The following is an 18360-nucleotide window of genomic DNA, read 5'->3' on the forward strand; positions in this document are numbered from 1 at the left end:
TGGATGGCGTGACTTACATCATGCCGCCCATGCCGCCCATGTCGGGCATGCCGCCGCCTGCGGGGGCTGCGCCTTCCTTGGCCGGCTTGTCCGCAACCATGGCTTCGGTGGTGATCAGCAGGCCTGCGATCGAGGCTGCGTCTTCCAGCGCGGTGCGGGTCACCTTGGCCGGGTCGATCACGCCGAAGGAGAACATGTCGCCATATTCTTCGGTCTGCGCGTTGAAGCCGAAGTTCTTGTCATCGGATTCACGGATCTTGCCAGCAACCACGGCGCCGTCGACGCCTGCGTTTTCAGCGATCTGGCGCAGCGGTGCTTCGAGCGCGCGGCGCACGATTGCGATACCTGCGTTCTGATCTGCGTTCACACCGGTCAGACCTTCGAGAGCCTTGCCGGCCTGAACCAGCGCAACACCGCCACCGACGATCACGCCTTCCTGCACAGCTGCGCGGGTTGCGTTCAGAGCATCGTCCACACGGTCCTTGCGCTCTTTCACTTCGGTTTCGGTCATGCCGCCGACGCGGATCACGGCAACACCGCCTGCCAGTTTGGCAACGCGCTCTTGCAGCTTTTCACGGTCGTAGTCGGAGGTGGTCTCTTCGATCTGGGCGCGGATCTGGGCAACGCGTGCTTCGATCTCTGCCTTCTCGCCTGCACCGTCGACGATGGTGGTCTCGTCCTTGGTGATCTGGACCTTCTTGGCGGTGCCGAGCATGTCCATGGTGACGGACTCGAGCTTCATGCCGAGGTCTTCGGAGATCACCTGGCCGCCGGTCAGGATCGCGATGTCCTGCAGCATGGCCTTGCGGCGGTCGCCGAAGCCCGGTGCCTTGACAGCTGCGATTTTCAGGCCGCCGCGCAGTTTGTTGACCACGAGGGTTGCCAGCGCTTCGCCTTCGACGTCCTCAGCAATGATGAGGAGCGGCTTCTGGGACTGGATCACCTGCTCAAGGAGCGGAACCATCGGCTGCAGGGAGGAGAGTTTCTTCTCGTGCAGCAGGATGAGGCAGTCTTCGAGTTCTGCGGTCATCTTGTCGGCGTTGGTCACGAAGTAGGGCGACAGGTAGCCGCGGTCGAACTGCATGCCTTCGACAACATCGGTCTCGGTTTCCAGACCTTTGTTTTCTTCAACGGTGATGACGCCGTCGTTGCCGACTTTCTGCATCGCGTCCGCGATCTGGCGGCCGATTTCAGCTTCGCCGTTGGCGGAGATGGTGCCAACCTGTGCAACTTCGTCAGAATCTTTGACTTCGCGCGCCATGGCTTTGATCGACTCGACAACTTTGTCGGTGGCCAGATCGATGCCGCGCTTCAGGTCCATCGGGTTCAGACCGGCGGCGACCTGCTTCAGGCCTTCGCGGACGATGGATTGGGCCAGAACGGTGGCGGTGGTGGTGCCGTCGCCGGCTTCGTCGTTGGTGCGGGAAGCAACTTCCTTCACCATCTGGGCGCCCATGTTCTCGAACTTGTCTTCCAGTTCGATTTCCTTCGCCACGGACACGCCGTCCTTGGTGATGCGCGGGGAACCGAAGGATTTCTCCAGAACCACGTTGCGGCCTTTGGGGCCCAGGGTCACTTTAACCGCGTCGGCGAGGATGTTGACGCCGTTGAGCATACGGTTGCGGGCATCGGTGTCGAATTTGACGTCCTTAGCAGCCATTTTTCAGTCTCCTTGAGAATACTGTCGTTATGCGATGTGGGATGTGCCGGAGCGTCAGGCTCAGACGATCACACCCATGATGTCGCTTTCTTTCATCATCAGCAGCTCTTCGCCGTCGACGGTGACTTCGGTGCCGGACCATTTGCCGAACAGGATGCGGTCACCCTCATTCACGGCCATCGCGATCAGCTCGCCGCTGTCCTTGCGCGCGCCTTCGCCACACGCGACAACAACGCCCTCGGACGGTTTTTCCTTGGCGCTGTCGGGAATGATCAGACCACCTGCGGTTTTTTCTTCGCTTTCGGTACGGCGAACCAGCACACGGTCATGAAGCGGTTTCAATGCCATCTTTGCAGCTCCTCAAAAGGCTCAAAGTGTTTCCTTTCCCCACGCCCGTCATGGGCCGCGGAGACGTTAGCACTCACCTCAGTCGAGTGCTAACTGCGGGATAGTTAGGCAGAGGCTTTTTCCGAGTCAACTGCGACGGCAGAGAAATTTTGAGGAAATTTTCGCGGCACCCGGCGGCGGGCGGAACCTGGCCGCCGAACGTCCGGCGGTGGGCCGCGGTCGGAGCGAGGGGCCAGCCCCTCGCGCTCCCCGAGATATTTATAAAAAGCTGAAGATCAAGGCGGGGCTGCACCGTCCGCGGCCCGCGCAGGGGCGGGCAGCTGCGGGGCGGGCCAGGCGTGGCGTTCGGTTGCACCGGTCTCGGTCAGGGTATAGATCCCCTGCCCCGCCCGTTCGAACCAGCCGTAGTGGTTGGAATACATCACCTGGGTGGCGCGGGAGACCCCGGTCGCCCGGGCGATTTCGGCGCCCCGCGCGGCGCCATGTTCCGCCAGGTAGGCCGCGCAGATCAGGGCATCCTGGCGATAGCCCGTGACGATGCCGCCCCGGGTGGTGCCGCCGGTGTTCGGGTCGCCCTTGATGCGGCTGAACTCCCGCAGGAGCCGGGCGGTCTTCGCCTTCGATTTGCGCGGCGCGTAGGGGCCGGGATCGCATTGCACCTCGGTGCGGCCATCCGCGCGCACGGTGATGAGGCCGAGCCCGAGGCGGCGGCAGAGGGCGAGGTTGTCCTTGAGCGCCCGGCGGGCGGTCTTGCCGGTGGGGCGCGGCACGGCGATATAGACCGTATCCGAGACCGACAGCCGGGCGATCGCCTGATGGAAGAGGCCCAGCGAGAAGCGCAGTTTCAGTTCCACCACCAGCGGCGGCTCTTGGCCGCGGATCGCCACCACATCGGCGGCGCCCACCTCGCCCTTGACCGTATAGCCCTGTGCTTCGAGCAGCGCTTTGACCGGGGCGTAGAGATCCTGTTCACGTTCCATCACCGCCATGCTTGCCCCGGCCGTGAGGCAATGGCAATGTGCGGCAACGGTAAAATTTCGAGCGGTGTGTCATGATCGGATTATTCTCTCGTCTCCGCCCACTGCGGGCGGCCCGGATGCGGTCTGTCCCGCGGCGCGGCGCATGGACTGGCGGCGGCGGCCTGCGACAGCCCGTGCGCGCACTGGTCCTGGCGGGGCTGACCTGTCTGGCCGGGGCGCCGCTCTGGGCTGCCTGCACCGGCACCGATCTGCGCGAGACCGCCGCACCGGCGCTGCGTGCCGAGGTGGCGGCGGAGCTGGCCGCAACCCCCTATGCCGAAGGGCTGAGCTGGATCGCCACGAGGGGCGAGCGCCGCCTGCACATCATCGGCACCATGCATCTGAACGACCCCCGCCACGACCGGCTGGTGCAGCATATGACCCCGGCGATCGAGGCCGCCGACGCGGTGCTGCTGGAGGTCAACCCCGCCGACAAATCGCGGCTGAACCGCACCCTGGGCACCACCCCGTCGATGGTTTTCATCACCGAAGGGCCCAGCCTCATTGACCGCATGCCCGCCGACGACTGGCAACAGATCGCGGATCAGGCGCAGGCCGCCGGCATCCCCGCCTTCATGGCGGCCAAGATGCGCCCCTGGTTCCTGTCGATGTCGCTGTCGGTGCCACGCTGCGCCCGCAGCATCCGCGACGTCACCGAGGGGCTCGACGCCAAGCTGATGCAGGTGGCCGAGGCTGCGGAGGTGCCGATGCTGTCGCTGGAGGATCCGCTGCGGCTGTTCCGCCTGCTCGACGCCGCCCCGCTGGAGGAGCAAGTGGCCGAGCTGCGCAGCTATATCGCCATGATGGGAGTGGGGCCGGATGACTTCTACACCATGGTGGAGAGCTATTTTGACGGCGCGGTGCAGGAATACACCCTGTTGCAGCTGGAACAGTTCCTGCGCGCCGACAGCCCCCTGCCCCGGGCCGAACGGGAGGCGCAGGTGGCGGAGCTGCTGGAGCTGCTTCTGTATCAGCGCAACCGGGACTGGATCCCGGTGATCGAGGCCACCGAGGGCCGCCGGCTGGTGGTGGCGGTGGGGGCGGCGCATCTGCCCGGTGACGACGGTGTGCTGGCGCTGCTGGAGGCCGCCGGCTACCGCATCGAGCAGGTGCCGCTGTGAGACGCGCCCTGGCCGGCGCGCTGCGCCGCGGTCTTTGCGCCCTGGCGGTCGCGGCGTTGCCCCTCTGGGCCGGGGCCGATCCGGCCAGCGCCGCCTGCGACGGCATCGACCTGCGCCCGCATCTGACGCCCGACGCCCGCGCGCGGCTGGAAGCGGAGCTTGCCAAGGTGCCCTTTGCGCTTGGCAACCACTGGATCGCCACCCGCGACGGCCAGCGCATCGACATCATCGGCACCCAGCACAGCGGCGATGCGCGCATGTTTGCGATCATGCGCCCGTTGCGCCCGCTGATCCGCGCCGCCGATGCGGTGTTCCTCGAAGTGACCGAAGCGCAGATGCTGGCCGCCGACAGCGACCAGAGCGCCTTTGCCCGCTATTTCCTGCTGCCCCCGGGCCAGCGCCTTGACCGGATGATGTCCGCTGCCGACTGGCAGCGCCTGACCGCCCGGCTGGCGAGCCATGGCATCACCGCCGAGGCCGCAGCCCGCATGCAGCCGTGGTATCTCTCCGATTTCCTCACCGGCACCGATTGCCGCAAGCGCGGCTTTGGCGCCCGGCGGGGACTCGACGACCGCATCGAACGCAGCGCCCGAACCGCCGGCACCCCGACGCTGGGCCTGGAAGAGCCGGAGGCGGGATTGGCCGCACTGGCCTCGATGCCGCTCAGCGATCAGGTGCAGATGCTGCGCTACGACCTGCGCAGCGAGACCCGGCATCAGGACCTCTATGTCACCCTCTCCGAAGCCTATTTCGACAACAGGCTGACCGAGGGCCGCATCGTTATGCTCTGGATGAGCTACCGTGATCTCGACGTGCCCCGGCGCGAGGTGCACCGACTGCTGGCCAGCTTTGACCGGGTGGTGCTGGAGCGGCGCAACCGCGCCTGGGTGCAGCGCCTGCGCGCCCGGCAGGAACCGCGCCTGATGGTGGCCGTTGGCGCCGCGCATCTGGCGGGAGACAGCGGGGTGTTGAACCTGTTGCAGCAGGCGGGCTACCAGCTGCGCCGGGCGCCGGACTGACGCCCACCAAGCCCGGCAGGACCGGCCGGCCCGCCCTCGCCGGTGGTCCTATCAAAGGCCAGAGAACCGGCGCGCATAGCGTCCCGCCCCCGGTCTGCACCCAGCGCCAAGCCATGCATTGCGCAGGACCCGGCCACGCGGCTGACGCGGGGTGACAAACCATGCCTCCCTGTTATAAGGCGCGGCAACAGACTTCGACAGACAGGATTGACCCCATGACCATTCAAGTTTTCGGCCACAAATCCCCCGACACCGATTCCACCGGCTCCGCGATCATCTGGGCCTGGTACCTGAACGAAGTGAAGGGCGAGGCCGCCACCCCCGTCCTCTTGGGCGCGCCGAACACCGAGGCCGCCTTCATGCTGAAGCGCTGGGGCTTTGAACAGCCCGAGATCATCGCCGATGTCGAGGCCGACGCGCCGGTGGTAATCGTGGACACCAACAACCCCGCCGAGCTGCCCGCCTCGATCAACAGCGCCGACATCCGCGCCATCATCGACCACCACAAGCTGGTCGGCGGCCTGGAAACCAAGGGTCCGATCGACATCACCGTGCGCCCGCTGGCCTGCACCGCCACCATCATGCACGACCTGATGGGCACCGACATCGACCGCATGCCCGACGACATCAAGGGCGCGGCGCTGACCTGCATCCTGTCCGACACGCTGGAGTTCCGCTCGCCCACCACCACCCCGCATGACCGCGCCGTGGCCGAGAAATTCGCCAAGGATCTGGACCTCGACCTGTCCGATTATGCCGCCGAGATGTTTGCCGCCAAATCCGACGTCTCCGCCTTTTCCGACGCCGAGCTGATCCGCATGGACTCCAAGGAATACGAGGTCGACGGCACCAAATTCCGCGTCTCCGTGCTGGAAACCACCGCGCCGGAGATCCCGCTGGGCCGCAAGGACAGCCTGATGGAGACCTTCCAGACCGTGCAGGCCGAGGATGGCGTCGATCAGGTGCTGCTGTTCGTGGTCGACATCCTGAAGGAAGAAGCCACCCTGCTGGTGCCCAATGATCTGGTCAAGACCGTGGCCGAGAAGAGCTTTGACGCCACCGTCGCGGGCGACACCGTGGTGCTGCCGGGCGTGATGTCGCGCAAGAAACAGATCATCCCCAACCTCAAGCTGTGATCCGGGCCCCACGCCGGGGCTGACACCTGCATTCGAAACGCCCCCTTTTGCGCAAAAGGGGGCGTTTTTTGCTCTTCCGGCTGCTCTGATGGACCCGGCTCCACGCCTTTTGCGCCGGTTAAGAGGATCTAAAGCCCTGCTATTCTACCCTGGGGGCAAGGATGGAGTATGCGTGATGAGTCGTATGTTGCTAGATAATGCCAAGCTGGTCGCCTTTGTGGCGGGGCTGGTGCTGATCCTGACGGTGGAACGCGAAACCCTGGTGCTGGTCTATCTGGCCGGCGGGTTCCTGTGGTTCATCGTCTGGCTGCTGGCCGGAGAACACACCGTGGTGGAGCGCGACAATCGCCGCGCCCATGCCCGGATGATCGACCTCGGTCCACTCAGCGGCAAATACTCGCAACCGGATTGAGCGCGGTGGCCGCGACCCCGCGATCCCTGCGGTTCCGCCCCGTCCCGGGGCTGGTGCAGGCGCGGGCGCGGGCCTTTTACTGCGCCCGGCGCAGATCCTGTTGCGCGTCGATCTCCGCCTTTGTGGCCAGCACCGTGGCCACGCGTTTCTCGTCCGGCGGATGGGTCCCCCAGAACGAATAACCGCCGCCACTGCCCCGGGACGGTTCCGCCCGGGCAAAGAACTTGGCCCCCTCGACCGGGTCATAGCCTGCGGCATCGGCGATCCGGGTGCCCAGGGTGTCGCTTTCCAGCTCATAGGCCTTGCTGTAGGCGATCGAGCCCGCAGCCGCGCCAACGCCCAGCCCCAGCTCCACCGCGCCGCCGTCATAATCCCCGGCAGCGGCCGTTGCGACCCCGGCAATAGCGCCCACCAGCAAGGCGCCCGCCAACACCTGTTGCTGCTGCTTTTCGATATGGCGCCCGATCAGGTGGCCGTATTCATGCGCCAGCACAAAGGCGACCTCGTCATCGCTGGCGGTGTCGCGGATCAAGGGCAGCGAGATGCGGATCAGCGGCTGTTTGCCCTGATAGGTGAAATAGGCGTTGCGCTCTTTCATGTCGCGGTCGATGGCAATGTCGACGTCACAGTTGAACCCGGGCCGATCCGCCGTCAGCTGCTGACAGGTACTGCGCCCGGTGCGCGCAATGCGCGGCGCCACCCGGGCAAACCGCGCCTCTGCCGCCGCCGCCGACAGGGCCGCCGGCCGGGGGGCATTGCGCGCCGCCGCGAACATCGCCCGCGCCTGATCGGCATGGGCGCCGCTGCTGTCGGGCAGTTGGTAGGTGGTGCCGCAGGCGCTGGCGAGCAAAAGCGCCCCGCCCACCGCAAGACTGCGCATCGCAACGCGGGAAAACCGCAGGATTGTCATCGCCGTATCGCTCCAAACCGGACTGCTGTGTCAGGGCCGCAGATTAGCAGCCTCCGCGCCCGTCACAAGAGGCCGCTAGCGCTGTCAACCCGGCACCGGCACCCCAGCACGATCAGCCCGGCGCTGTCAGCCCGGCACCGACAGGGCCTGGGCCAGGAACCCGCGCGTGTCCTGCGCTGCCACATCCGCAGAAGTGCGGAATTTCAGGTGCCGGCGCGCCTTGCCCTTGCCCTGCAGCCGCCCGGCGGGATCGTCGAATCGCGCGCCTTCGGAAAACTCCAGCGAGACATGCCCGGTATAGACAAAGATGCCGCCAACAAAGCGGTCGCTGTCCGGGTCCGGCGCAATCACAACGCCGCCGTATTTCGGCAGGTATCGCGCGTCCGGCGCAAGATCGGCAACGATCAGGCGGAGCGCGGCGTCGATCGCCTCAGCCTCCGCGACGGTCAGCGTGGTCATTTCTGCTCTCCCTGCTGCGGGCCTCGATGTGGCGGCAGCATGCGTCTGCGCCCCGGCAGCGTCAAGCCGCGCGGCCCCGCCCGCGCCGCAGACAGCGCGGCCCGTGCAAGGCAGCCATGCGCCGCTGCGGTGCGACTGGCGCTATACAAACCCGCATCCTTGCGTTATACGCGCGATCTTGACCCAACGGGCGCAGGACCGCGCCCTCTTTGTGATACGAACGGATCCCCCTCTTGATACCCACCTTGCAGCAGGCGCTGGAGCGCCGTGGTTACACCTCTCTCACGCCTGTGCAGGAGGCGGTTTCAGACCCGGCGCTGGCGGGGGCGGATCTTCTGGTGTCCGCGCAGACCGGTTCGGGCAAGACGGTGGGCTTTGGCCTGGCGATCGCCCCCACCATCCTCGACGATGACGGCCAGTTCCCGCGCGCCACAACCCCGCTGGCGCTGGTGATCGCCCCGACCCGCGAACTGGCGTTGCAGGTCAAGCGCGAGCTGAGCTGGCTCTATGCCGAGGCGGGCGCGGTGCTGGCCTCCTGCGTCGGGGGCATGGACATGCGCGACGAACGCCGCGCGCTGGAACGCGGCGCCCATATCGTGGTCGCCACGCCGGGCCGCTTGCGCGACCACATCACCCGCGGCTCCATCGACCTCAGCGGTGTTGCCGCCGTGGTGCTGGACGAGGCCGACGAGATGCTGGACCTGGGCTTTCGCGAGGATCTGGAGTTCATCCTCGAAGAAACCCCGGAAGAACGCCAGACGCTGCTGTTCTCCGCCACCGTGTCCAAGCCGATCGCCACCCTGGCACAGACCTATCAGACCGATGCGCAGCGGATCTCGACGATCGACAAATCCGAGCAGCACAGCGATATTTCCTATCTGAGCCATGTGGTTGCGCCGCATGACATCGAGAATGCCATCATCAACGTGCTGCGCTATCACGAGGCCCCCAATGCCATCGTCTTTGCCAATACCCGCGCCGCGGTGAACCGGCTGCTGACGCGGCTGTCGAACCGCGGATTTCAGGTGGTGGCCCTGTCCGGCGAGCTGTCGCAATCCGAACGCGCCGGCGCCCTGCAAGCGATGCGCGACGGGCGCGCCCGGATCTGCGTCGCCACCGATGTGGCCGCCCGGGGCATCGACCTGCCCAACCTCGATCTGGTGGTGCATGCCGACCTGCCGTCAAGCCACGAGACCCTGCTGCACCGGTCTGGCCGCACCGGCCGCGCGGGCCGCAAGGGCGCCAGCGCCCTGATGGTCACGCCGCGCTCCGTGCGCAAGGCCGAGCGCCTGCTGCGCGACGCCAAACTCTCGGCCGACTGGGTCGATGCGCCCTCCGCCGACGAGGTCCGCGGCCGCGATCTGGAGCGGATGCTGTCCGATACCGTCTGGACCGAAGAGGCCCCCGAAAGCCAGCAGGAGACACTGGCCAAACTGGTCGAGAGCTTCTCGCCCGAGCAGCTGGCCGCCGGCTATCTGCGGCTCTGGTCCGCCGCCCGCTCCGCCCCGGAAGAGCTGACCGATGTGGCGGCGATGGACCGCCGCAAGAAGAAAGAGGACCGCGCGCCCTTTGGCCCCTCGGTCTGGTTTGCCATCGACGGCGGCCGCGATGCCGGTGCCGATCCGCGCCGCCTGCTGCCGATGCTGTGCAAGGCCGGTGGCATCGACAAATCCGCCATCGGCGCCATCCGCATCGTTGGCGACAAGAGCTATGCCGAGATTGCCGAGGACAAGGTCGAGGGCTTCATGGCGACGCTCGGCGGCGAAATGGCGCTGGATGACGGCTCCGCACTGGAGCGGCTGAACGAGGCCCCGAACCTGCCCGAGCGCAGCAAGCCTCCGTTCCGCAAGGGCGGTGGCCGTGGCGGCTTTGGCGGCGGCAAGCCGGGCTACAAGGGCGGCGATCGTGGTGACTACAAGGGCGGCGGTGACCGCAAGGGCGCAGGCGACGACAAGGGCCCGCGCAAGCCCTACCGCGGGCGGGATCGCGATGACGCCACCGACCGCCCCGTGAAACCCCGCCCCGCCAAGCCGCGCCCCGCCGGTGACAAACCCGCCTTTGACAAACCGCGTGGCGACAAGCCCCGCAGCGACAAGCCGAAATTCGACAAACCCAAGGGCCCGCCACCGCCCAAGGGCAAACCGAACAGCAAGAAGAACAAGGCCCGCCGGGGTGCGGATGCGTCCAACACCTCCAAGCGCTTTACCCCGCCGGGGCGCAAGGGCTGAGGGCCCCCGCCCGATCTGAAACGGAAAACAGCGTCCTCGCCCCGGGGGCGCTGTTTTGCCATCCGGTTGACCATCCGTGACCGCCTGACCACGCGATGGGCACCATCCGCCTGCCCCTAGCCAAACGCCGCCGCCTCTGCCATAGGAAGGGCACTCCCAACCCTGCATGAGGCCCCGCCATGAGCCAGATCATCTCCGCCCTTTCCGAGGTCTCCGACCGCTACAAGGCCCTGTTCGTGGATCTCTGGGGCTGCGTCCACAACGGCATCACCGCCTATCCCGACGCGGTTGCGGCACTGCAGGCCTATCGCAAGGCCGACGGCGTGGTGGTGCTGGTGACCAATTCGCCCAAACCCCGCGCCGGTGTGGCCGAGCAGCTGAGCCAGTTCGGCGTGCCCGATGACGCCTATGACACCATTGCCACCTCCGGCGATTCCGCCCGCGCGGCGATGTTCACCGGGGCGGTGGGCACCAAGGTCTATTTCATGGGCGAATGGCAGCGCGATGCGGGCTTTTTCGAACCGATGAAGGTGATCCACGACCCCGTCGAGATCACACGCGTGCCCCTGAAGGAGGCCGAAGGCATCGTCTGCTGCGGCCCCTTCGACACCCTGGCCGATCCGGAAGTGAACCGGGCGGAGTTCCTCTACGCCAAGCAGATGGGAATGAAGCTGCTCTGCGCCAATCCCGACATCATCGTCGACCGCGGCGAGGTGCGCGAATGGTGCGCCGGGGCGCTGGCGAAACTCTACACCGACATGGGCGGCGAGAGCCTCTATTTCGGCAAGCCCCACCCGCCGATCTACGACCTGGCGCGGCGCCGCCTGAGCGAGATCGGCCATGACATCGCCGACCGCGAGATCCTGGCGATCGGCGATGGCCCGCACACGGATATCTCCGGCGGCATGGGCGAAGGCGTCGATACGCTGTTCATCACCGGCGGCCTCGCGGCCAAGGACACCAAGACCGACCGGCAGCCCGACCCGGCCGCGCTGGAGGCCTATCTGGCGCAGGAACAGGTCGCCCCGACCTACAGCATCGGCTTTCTGCGCTAACCCCGGCGCCACCGTGCCAATCGGGCCCGTCTTCTCCGCCAGGAGAGGGCGGGCCTTTTGCTGTCGCCCGCCAGGGCGTCCGCCGGGATGGCTGCGCCACATGGATCCGAGGGGCGGGCTTGACTTTCTGCGGTTGCGAGGTAATAAAATTACCACTAGAGCACACACGCGGTCCATTTGTTGCGCCGCCACACTTCCAAAGAGGCCAGGATGTTGGACAATTTCCCCCGCGGCACCATCTGCATCGAAGACATCGAGATGGGCATGACCCGCTACCTGCGCAAACAGATCACCGACCGCGACATCGAGCTGTTTGCCGAGGTCTCCACCGACCGCAACCCGGTGCATCTGGATGACGGCTATGCGCAGGACACTATCTTTGAAGGCCGCATCGCCCACGGCATGCTGACCGCCGGGCTGATCTCGGCGGTGATCGGCGAGCAACTGCCCGGCCATGGCACCATCTACATGAGCCAGAACCTGAAATTCCTCGCCCCCGTGCGCCCCGGCGACCTGGTGCTGGCCGAGGTCGAGGTGACCGACATCCAGATCGACAAGCGCCGGGTGAAACTGGACTGCCGCTGCATCGTCGAGGGCCAAAAGGTTCTGGTGGGCGAGGCCATGGTGATGGCCCCCTCGCGCAAGTTCGACTGACACAAGCCAGCACGTCTGACCGCCACGGGAGCCCTCCCGGACGGGGGACCGACGATGAAGCCGGGTCATTTTCTTGTTCGGAGCCGGTGATCTGTCCAATTCAGGACGGGTCGCGGTACCGCTTTGGCACGGAAGGGGGACAGGCCGCGCACGGCCTGCTGATCCTGCATCTGCAACACCATCCCCTTTTTATCGGGGCCGGTCTTCCTCTGGCGCGGTGCTGCCCACAGCCGTCCCGCGCCCCCATCGTCTGATCGATCCCGGCCAGTCTAGCCCGATCAAATGAGATCCCGGTGAAACGGGCGCACGGCGGCAGTGCAACGCCCCTTCAGACCGGGGTCGACTGCCGCGACAATGAAGCCTCCGGCGGGGATATTTATGAGAAGTTGAAACGGAGGGGACCGGCTCTCTCTCTGGCTCTGGCCCGTAAGCCGTGGAATTCACGCGCCTGTCGGGCGACATGGCCCACCTCCGGCCACAGCGCCCTTGCGCCGCGTCGCGCCGGGAGCTAGGGAAGCGCCATGCGCATCATCCGGGACTATCAATTTGTCGAAGAGCAGGATCGCGGGGCCACCGTCGCGATCGGCAATTTCGATGGCGTTCACCGCGGCCATCGCTCGGTCATTGATCTGGCGCGGCAGGCCGCACCGGAGGCCCCCCTGGGGGTGATGACCTTTGAGCCGCACCCGCGCGAGTTCTTTGCCCCCGATGCCCCGCCCTTTCGCCTGATGTCGGCAGAGGCGCGCGCGCATCGGCTGGAAAAGATCGGCGTTGAAAAGCTCTATCAGCTGAATTTCAACCACGCGCTGTCGTCGCTGACGCCCGAGGAGTTTGCCCGCAAGGTGATCTTTGAAGGTCTGGGGCTGGCGCATGTGGTGGTGGGTGCCGATTTCTGCTTTGGCAAGGGCCGCGCAGGCACTGCTGCCGATCTCCAGCGCTTCGGCCAAGAGATGGGCTTTGGCGTCACCATCGCGCCTTTGATGGAATATTCCGAACACACGGTGTCCTCCACCGCGATCCGCACTGCCCTGAGCGAAGGCCGCCCGCGCGACGCCGCCGCCATGCTGGGCCATTGGCACCGCATCGAAGGCGAAGTGATCGGCGGCGAGCAGCGCGGCCGCGAGCTTGGCTTTCCCACCGCCAATCAGTCCATCGACGGTTTGCACCCGCCTGCTTTTGGCGTCTATGCGGTGCTGGTGGATGTGCTCGACGGCCCCCATAAGGGCAGCTACCACGGTGCCGCCTCCGTCGGGGTGCGGCCGATGTTTGACGGCGATCAGCCCAACATCGAGACCTATCTCTTTGACTTCAAGGGCAACCTCTATGGCGCACATCTGTCCGTCGGGCTGGTGGACTATCTGCGCCCCGAGATGACTTTTGACGGGCTGGAGCCCTTCATCGCCCAGATGCAGGCCGATTGCGATCAGGCCCGCGCCATCCTCAAAACGCTCTGAGAGGGCCGACATGACCAATCAGATCGACCGGGACGGGCTTGCGCCCAGGTTCTGGGAACAGAAACCGCTCAAGAAACTCTCGCCGCGCGAATGGGAAGCGCTGTGTGACGGCTGCGGCAAATGCTGCCTCAACAAGCTGGAAGACGAAGACAGTGGCGAGGTGGCGCTGACGCGCGTGGCCTGCCGCCTGCTGGACGATCAGAGCTGCCAATGCGCCCATTATGAGACGCGGCACAGTTTCATTCCCGAATGCATCGTGCTGAAGCCCGAAAACCTTGATACCCACGCCTATTGGATGCCGCAGACCTGCGCCTATCGCCGCCTGTGGGAGGGCAAACCCCTGCCCGACTGGCACCCGCTGGTGACGGGGGATCCGGACAGCGTGCACCGCGCCGGGGTCTCGGTGCGCGGCATGACGGTGTCGGAATTCGACACGCCGCTGGAGGAATGGGAAGACTATATCATCGAGGAACCCGTCTAGGGGGCTGACCGCCCCAAAAGCCGATCAGCAGAGGCTCATCCCTCGGGCCAGAAAGCCCCGATCACCTCGGCCACCGCCTCGGGGTGGGTCACTGGCACCATATGGCCCGCGCCCTCGATGACCGCGATCTGCGCCTCCGGCATCCGCGCCGACAGTGCAGATGTCACCGCAGACATGATCGGCTGGGTCGCGCCGCCCTGCATCACCAGCACCGGCATCGGCAGCGCTTCCAGCGCGCCCGGCGCCAGCAGCCCCGCCGCGTCCTCATAGACCTGACTGTCGCACTCCATCACCGCCGGAAAAGACCGCACCATCGCCGCGCGGGCACGCTCCGGCAGGTCCGGCCATTTGGGATGTCCCGTGCCCCACGCACGGTTAAAAAGCCGCGTGGCATGGTCCACATCGCCCGCCTCGTAGGAGGTCCGCACCGCCATGTGATCGGCGCGCATCTGCGCCAGGGCCGCGGGGTTGTGCGCCTGGGTCGCGGCAAACAGGACCGGCTCGATCATCACAAGGCTGCGCACCAGATCCGGGCGGGCCTGTGCCATCGCCAGCGCCACCGTGGCGCCGAAGGAATGCCCGACCAGATCGACAGGGCCACCGACGCGCGCGGCCTCCGCCTCCAGCAGGCGCTCCCCGGCCTCGGCATTGCGCTGCTGCAACAGGCCCTGCCCGTCCCAATCGGGGCTCTTGCCATGCGAGAGCATGTCAAAGGCCTCGAACCTCACCTGATCTTCGCCCAGCGCCGCCACCAGCCCCCGCCAGGCGCCCGAATGCGCCAGCGAGCAATGCACCGCCACGACGGGACGCGGGCCGGTGCCGAAGGAGCGGTGATAGACCTGTTGCGGCAGCCCCGCGAGATCCAGGCTCACGCCCCCTGCCCCCCAAGATGCCAGTCGAGATCGTCCAGCCGGTCCTGCCCCCAGAACTTCGCCCCATCCGCGGTCACATAAAACGGCGCGCCAAAGACACCGGCGTTGACAGCATCCTCGAGGTTCTGCGCATAGATCTCCGCGCCGGTCAGAAGGCCGCTGTCCGCCAGCGCGGGGTCGAAACCGGCGCTTTGCAGCAGGGATTTCACCACATCGTCCTGAGCGATATCGCGCTCCTCGGCCCAGACCGCCCGCAGGGTGCCATGCACCAGCGCGCCCAGATCACCGCCGCCGGCCTTCTGCGCCGCGATGATGGCATAGGACGAGGGCGCGGCATTGGTGGGCCAATGCGCAGGCGCCAGGTTGAGCGGCAGGCCGCTGCGTCTGGACTGGCGCTCCAGCTCGATCAACCGGTAGTCCTGCCGCGCCGGATGGCGGTCCTTGGGCGGGGTGCCGCCGGTGCGCGCAAACAGCGTCATGATGTCAAACGGCTTGTAGGTCACCGACGCCCCGTGCCGGGCGGCGATCTCCTCCAGACGCTGCCCGGCCAGGTAGCTGAATGGCGACAGAGTCGAGAAATAATAGTCGATTGCGGGGGCGGAGGCGGACATGGGATGAATTCCTCGTGCTTAGAACTAGGCCCGAGACTATGTGCGTGTTAAGCGGGGTTCAATATCACGAATCTGTCACATTGCTGCCTGGGGAAAAACAGCCAATGCCGACCTTGAACGAACCCAAGTTGATCTCTGGGAACGCAAACCTGCCTCTCGCCAAATCCATTTCGCGCCGCATGAGCATGCACCGGGGGGTCGATCAGGACCTGGTGAACGCTCGGGTCGAACGGTTCAACGATGGCGAGATCTTTGTCGAAGTCTACGAGAACGTGCGCGGCGAGGATATGTTCATCATCCAGCCGACCTCGAACCCGGCCAACGACAATCTGATGGAGCTGCTGATCATCGCCGACGCGCTGCGCCGCTCCTCGGCTCAGCGCATCACGGCGGTCATTCCATACTTCGGCTATGCCCGCCAGGACCGCCGCACCAAGGCCCGCACGCCGATCTCGGCCAAGATGGTCGCCAACATGCTGACCGGTGCCGGCATCGAGCGGGTGCTGACCATGGACCTGCACGCCGCGCAGATCCAGGGCTTTTTCGACATTCCGGTGGACAACCTCTATGCCAGCCCGATCTTCGCGCTGGACGTGAAGGCGCAGTTCAAGGACCAGATGGACGACCTGATGGTGGTCTCGCCCGACGTGGGCGGCGTGGCGCGTGCTCGCGAGCTGGCCAAGCGCATCAACGCGCCGCTGTCGATCGTCGACAAGCGCCGCGAAAAGGCCGGCGAGATTGCCGAGATGACCGTCATCGGCGACGTGAAGGACAAGATCTGTCTGATCGTCGATGACATCTGCGACACCGCCGGCACCCTGTGCAAGGCGGCGCAGATCCTGCTCGACAACGGCGCCAAGGAAGTGCACGCCTACATCAGCCACGGGGTCATGTCCGGTCCGGCGGTGGAGCGCGTGACCAATTCGGTGATGAAATCGCTGGTGCTGACGGATTCGATCCAGCCCACCCAGCCGATCCTCGACGCGCCCAATATCCGCATCGTGCCCACCGCACCGCTGTTCACCCAGGCGATCCTGAACATCTGGCACGGCACCTCGGTGTCCTCGCTGTTTGAGGACAAGACCCTGATCCCGATCTACGAGTCGCTCTACAACAGCCAGAGCTAAGATCCCTCAGATCTCATCAAAACACCCCGCGAGATGTCGTGGGGTGTTTTTCTGCGGACAGCCCTCAAAGTGTAACCTGCCATACCTGCGTCTGTCCGCTGCGCGCGCTAAGGGCGGGGGTGAGCCCGAACCTACTAGGCCGACTAGTCTAGTGGAGTGTCCAGAATCTTTGGGCGACGCCTACCAAGTTTGTCGAGCGTTTCTGAACGTTTGCTTTGGCTTCCAACGTATTCGCGAGAGGATCGACGCCCAGTGCGATCTTCAATCGTAACGACAAAACGGATACCGTCGGTATCCGCTATGAACCGCACCAAAAACGCTTTGTAGTCCGACACATCGACATTGTGCTTCTCGCAGAACCCAGGAAAAGCGCTTTTAAACAAGGGTAAGGCGTGCTCGACTTCTCCTTTTGGGAGGGCGCCCTGTAGTTTTCCTGTTAGAAAATCCGCGACCAAATACCCGTTGTTATTAGATGCAGCCTCAGCAAAGACGTCCACCTGAATGACTTGAAGAGGCACGATAAAACTTAAACCGCCTGCTATTGACTCAGCGTAATTGTGAGCGACACCGTGAAGCTTGTTGTGTTTCATACAAAGCAGGTTAGTCAGAAAACAAACGGTAGCAAAGTCCCACACAGCTGACGGTCAGCTGAGTGCGAGCCTGTTGGCAACGCCTATTTCCGCATTGAGGTGATCCTTCTGCCGCATATGCCGGACCGGTTTGGTATTCTCCCGGAAAAACCCAATTGGGCCGCATGATGCCCCCCCTCCAAACACGGCACGCACATGCCACAACATCGCGCAGAACGCGGTTTGAAGCGCCCACAACGCCTGATAGGGTCTTCTCCCCATACGAAAGCTGCCCCATGAGACCAGTCGTCCTCCTGCGCCTTGCCGCCCTGGTCTTCACCACCGTGACCTGCGTGGTGCTGGGCGACGCCGCCGGCAAGCCGCTGACCGCAAGGAGGTCGAACCGGTGGTGGTGGCCTGGTCGCGTTTCCTGATTGCGGCGCTGGTGCTGCTGCCGTTCAGCGGATTTGCGTAAAATTGTCGATAAAATACCTGTCTTCGGCGTCGGCCCATGCCTCCGGCTCTGCCAGCAGTTGTCAGACCCGCCCTCATATGCTGTTCTCTGGATGCATGAGGCGGCGGTGTGACGCGCGACCGCACAGTTTCAGATCGAGGAGACCCCTGATGATGCTCGGACACCGGTTTCTTTGCCGCGCCGGCCTCTCTTGTGGCGCCTCTTACGCCCTGCCTGCCCGATTTGTCCTGTCTCTCCTGGCCAGCCTCGCCGGAGTGTCGAGCGCGGCGGCCGAAGAGCAGCGCTTTGCCGCCTATATCACGGGATACGGGTTCTGGGACAACACGCCGCCGGGCACGGCCGTCATCTCGCACCCGGTCAAGCACCGGCGCGCGGGCGGCACTGGCACCCATGACGATCCGATCACCCTGGCGGTGGGGCATGCGCTCCATGGGCCGCACGAGACCCTCGATTTTCCGCCCGGCACGATGCTCTACCTGCCCCGGCTCAGGAAATATGCGGTGGTCGAAGACACCTGCGGCGATGGCCCGCGGCCTCAGGACGGCCCCTGTCACACCGGCGCCCGCGGCCATATCTGGCTCGACCTCTATGTCGGGGGGCAGACCGTCACCCCCGCGCAGGCCGAGCAGTGTCAGTACAGGATCACCGCGGTGCAGATGGTATACCTGAACCCGGCGCCGCATTACGAGGTTCACCCCGGCGAGGTGATCGGCTCCGGCTGTGCGGTGTTCTAGGGGCGGACCCTCGCCC

At 65.4% G+C, this 18360-nt stretch carries 20 protein-coding genes; 12 read left to right on the top strand and 8 right to left on the bottom strand.

Annotated features, from left to right (window positions below):
• Positions 1-13 precede the first annotated feature (13 nt).
• The 3 genes from groL to MHM88_RS07550 form a co-directional block, all read right to left on the bottom strand.
• Complete coding sequence (gene groL, locus MHM88_RS07540) at positions 14-1660, bottom strand: chaperonin GroEL (protein WP_239320494.1); 1647 nt, start codon at positions 1658-1660, stop codon at positions 14-16.
• 60 nt (positions 1661-1720) lie between these two features.
• On the bottom strand, positions 1721-2008 hold the full coding sequence (locus MHM88_RS07545) for a co-chaperone GroES (protein ID WP_239320493.1): 288 nt from the start codon (positions 2006-2008) through the stop codon (positions 1721-1723).
• Between the two features lie 275 nt (positions 2009-2283).
• Positions 2284-2988 carry a DUF2161 domain-containing phosphodiesterase gene (locus tag MHM88_RS07550; protein WP_239362156.1) on the bottom strand — a complete coding sequence of 235 codons (705 nt, stop codon included), beginning with the start codon at positions 2986-2988 and terminating at the stop codon, positions 2284-2286.
• A 116-nt stretch (positions 2989-3104) separates the two neighbouring features.
• Here MHM88_RS07550 and MHM88_RS07555 point away from each other — a divergent pair, with 116 nt between their 5' ends.
• The 4 genes from MHM88_RS07555 to MHM88_RS07570 all read left to right on the top strand — a co-directional run bounded on the left by MHM88_RS07555 (position 3105) and on the right by MHM88_RS07570 (position 6715).
• Positions 3105-4148 carry a TraB/GumN family protein gene (locus MHM88_RS07555; protein ID WP_239362167.1) on the top strand — a complete coding sequence of 348 codons (1044 nt, stop codon included), beginning with the start codon at positions 3105-3107 and terminating at the stop codon, positions 4146-4148.
• Complete coding sequence (locus MHM88_RS07560; RefSeq protein ID WP_239362170.1) at positions 4145-5167, top strand: TraB/GumN family protein; 1023 nt, start codon at positions 4145-4147, stop codon at positions 5165-5167. Before MHM88_RS07555 ends, MHM88_RS07560 begins: the two co-directional genes overlap by 4 nt.
• Positions 5168-5382: 215 nt before the next feature.
• On the top strand, positions 5383-6303 hold the full coding sequence (locus MHM88_RS07565; RefSeq protein ID WP_239362173.1) for a manganese-dependent inorganic pyrophosphatase: 921 nt from the start codon (positions 5383-5385) through the stop codon (positions 6301-6303).
• Between the two features lie 175 nt (positions 6304-6478).
• Positions 6479-6715: a hypothetical protein gene (locus tag MHM88_RS07570; protein WP_239320482.1), complete on the top strand. Its 237-nt coding sequence runs from the start codon at positions 6479-6481 to the stop codon at positions 6713-6715.
• A 76-nt stretch (positions 6716-6791) separates the two neighbouring features.
• On the opposite strand, the gene MHM88_RS07575 is transcribed toward MHM88_RS07570, so the two are convergent.
• Together MHM88_RS07575 and MHM88_RS07580 are read right to left on the bottom strand one after the other, a co-directional pair.
• Entirely contained in the window at positions 6792-7625 is an 834-nt protein-coding gene (locus tag MHM88_RS07575) for a M48 family metallopeptidase (protein WP_239362184.1), read from the bottom strand.
• Between the two features lie 126 nt (positions 7626-7751).
• Positions 7752-8084, bottom strand: coding sequence for a DUF1801 domain-containing protein (locus tag MHM88_RS07580; RefSeq protein ID WP_239362186.1), 333 nt, complete (start codon positions 8082-8084; stop codon positions 7752-7754).
• A gap of 233 nt (positions 8085-8317) precedes the next feature.
• On the opposite strand from MHM88_RS07580, the gene MHM88_RS07585 reads away from it, so the two are divergent.
• The 5 genes from MHM88_RS07585 to MHM88_RS07605 all read left to right on the top strand — a co-directional run bounded on the left by MHM88_RS07585 (position 8318) and on the right by MHM88_RS07605 (position 13956).
• Positions 8318-10312, top strand: a complete 1995-nt coding sequence (locus tag MHM88_RS07585) for a DEAD/DEAH box helicase (RefSeq protein ID WP_239362197.1) — start codon at positions 8318-8320, stop codon at positions 10310-10312.
• Positions 10313-10491: 179 nt separating this feature from the next.
• The gene (locus MHM88_RS07590; protein ID WP_239362199.1) at positions 10492-11367 is read left to right on the top strand and encodes a TIGR01459 family HAD-type hydrolase; all 876 of its coding nucleotides are present in this window, start codon (positions 10492-10494) and stop codon (positions 11365-11367) included.
• A gap of 210 nt (positions 11368-11577) precedes the next feature.
• Positions 11578-12021 (top strand): MaoC family dehydratase, encoded by a 444-nt coding sequence (locus MHM88_RS07595; protein ID WP_239320470.1) that lies wholly within the window; start codon positions 11578-11580, stop codon positions 12019-12021.
• A gap of 521 nt (positions 12022-12542) precedes the next feature.
• Positions 12543-13475, top strand: a complete 933-nt coding sequence (locus MHM88_RS07600) for a bifunctional riboflavin kinase/FAD synthetase (protein ID WP_239362201.1) — start codon at positions 12543-12545, stop codon at positions 13473-13475.
• A 10-nt stretch (positions 13476-13485) separates the two neighbouring features.
• Complete coding sequence (locus tag MHM88_RS07605) at positions 13486-13956, top strand: YcgN family cysteine cluster protein (protein WP_239362212.1); 471 nt, start codon at positions 13486-13488, stop codon at positions 13954-13956.
• A 35-nt stretch (positions 13957-13991) separates the two neighbouring features.
• Here the strand turns inward: MHM88_RS07605 and MHM88_RS07610 are convergent, their stop codons facing one another.
• Complete coding sequence (locus tag MHM88_RS07610) at positions 13992-14828, bottom strand: alpha/beta fold hydrolase (protein WP_239362221.1); 837 nt, start codon at positions 14826-14828, stop codon at positions 13992-13994.
• A complete protein-coding gene (locus MHM88_RS07615; protein ID WP_239362224.1) occupies positions 14825-15439 on the bottom strand; it encodes a 2-hydroxychromene-2-carboxylate isomerase in 615 nt (204 codons plus the stop codon). The genes MHM88_RS07610 and MHM88_RS07615 overlap by 4 nt, the downstream gene beginning before the upstream one ends.
• 104 nt (positions 15440-15543) lie before the next feature.
• On the opposite strand from MHM88_RS07615, the gene MHM88_RS07620 reads away from it, so the two are divergent.
• Complete coding sequence (locus MHM88_RS07620) at positions 15544-16566, top strand: ribose-phosphate pyrophosphokinase (protein WP_011539399.1); 1023 nt, start codon at positions 15544-15546, stop codon at positions 16564-16566.
• A gap of 143 nt (positions 16567-16709) precedes the next feature.
• Here the strand turns inward: MHM88_RS07620 and MHM88_RS07625 are convergent, their stop codons facing one another.
• On the bottom strand, positions 16710-17156 hold the full coding sequence (locus MHM88_RS07625; protein WP_239362228.1) for a hypothetical protein: 447 nt from the start codon (positions 17154-17156) through the stop codon (positions 16710-16712).
• A gap of 275 nt (positions 17157-17431) precedes the next feature.
• Between MHM88_RS07625 and MHM88_RS07630 the strand changes: the two genes are divergently transcribed.
• Both MHM88_RS07630 and MHM88_RS07635 read left to right on the top strand, forming a co-directional pair.
• Positions 17432-17569, top strand: coding sequence for a hypothetical protein (locus MHM88_RS07630; protein ID WP_239362230.1), 138 nt, complete (start codon positions 17432-17434; stop codon positions 17567-17569).
• 190 nt (positions 17570-17759) lie between these two features.
• On the top strand, positions 17760-18344 hold the full coding sequence (locus tag MHM88_RS07635; RefSeq protein WP_239362232.1) for a hypothetical protein: 585 nt from the start codon (positions 17760-17762) through the stop codon (positions 18342-18344).
• The last annotated feature ends 16 nt before the right edge of the window (positions 18345-18360 follow it).

The organism is Epibacterium sp. MM17-32 (genome assembly GCF_022348205.1).
Lineage (GTDB): Bacteria > Pseudomonadota > Alphaproteobacteria > Rhodobacterales > Rhodobacteraceae > Epibacterium.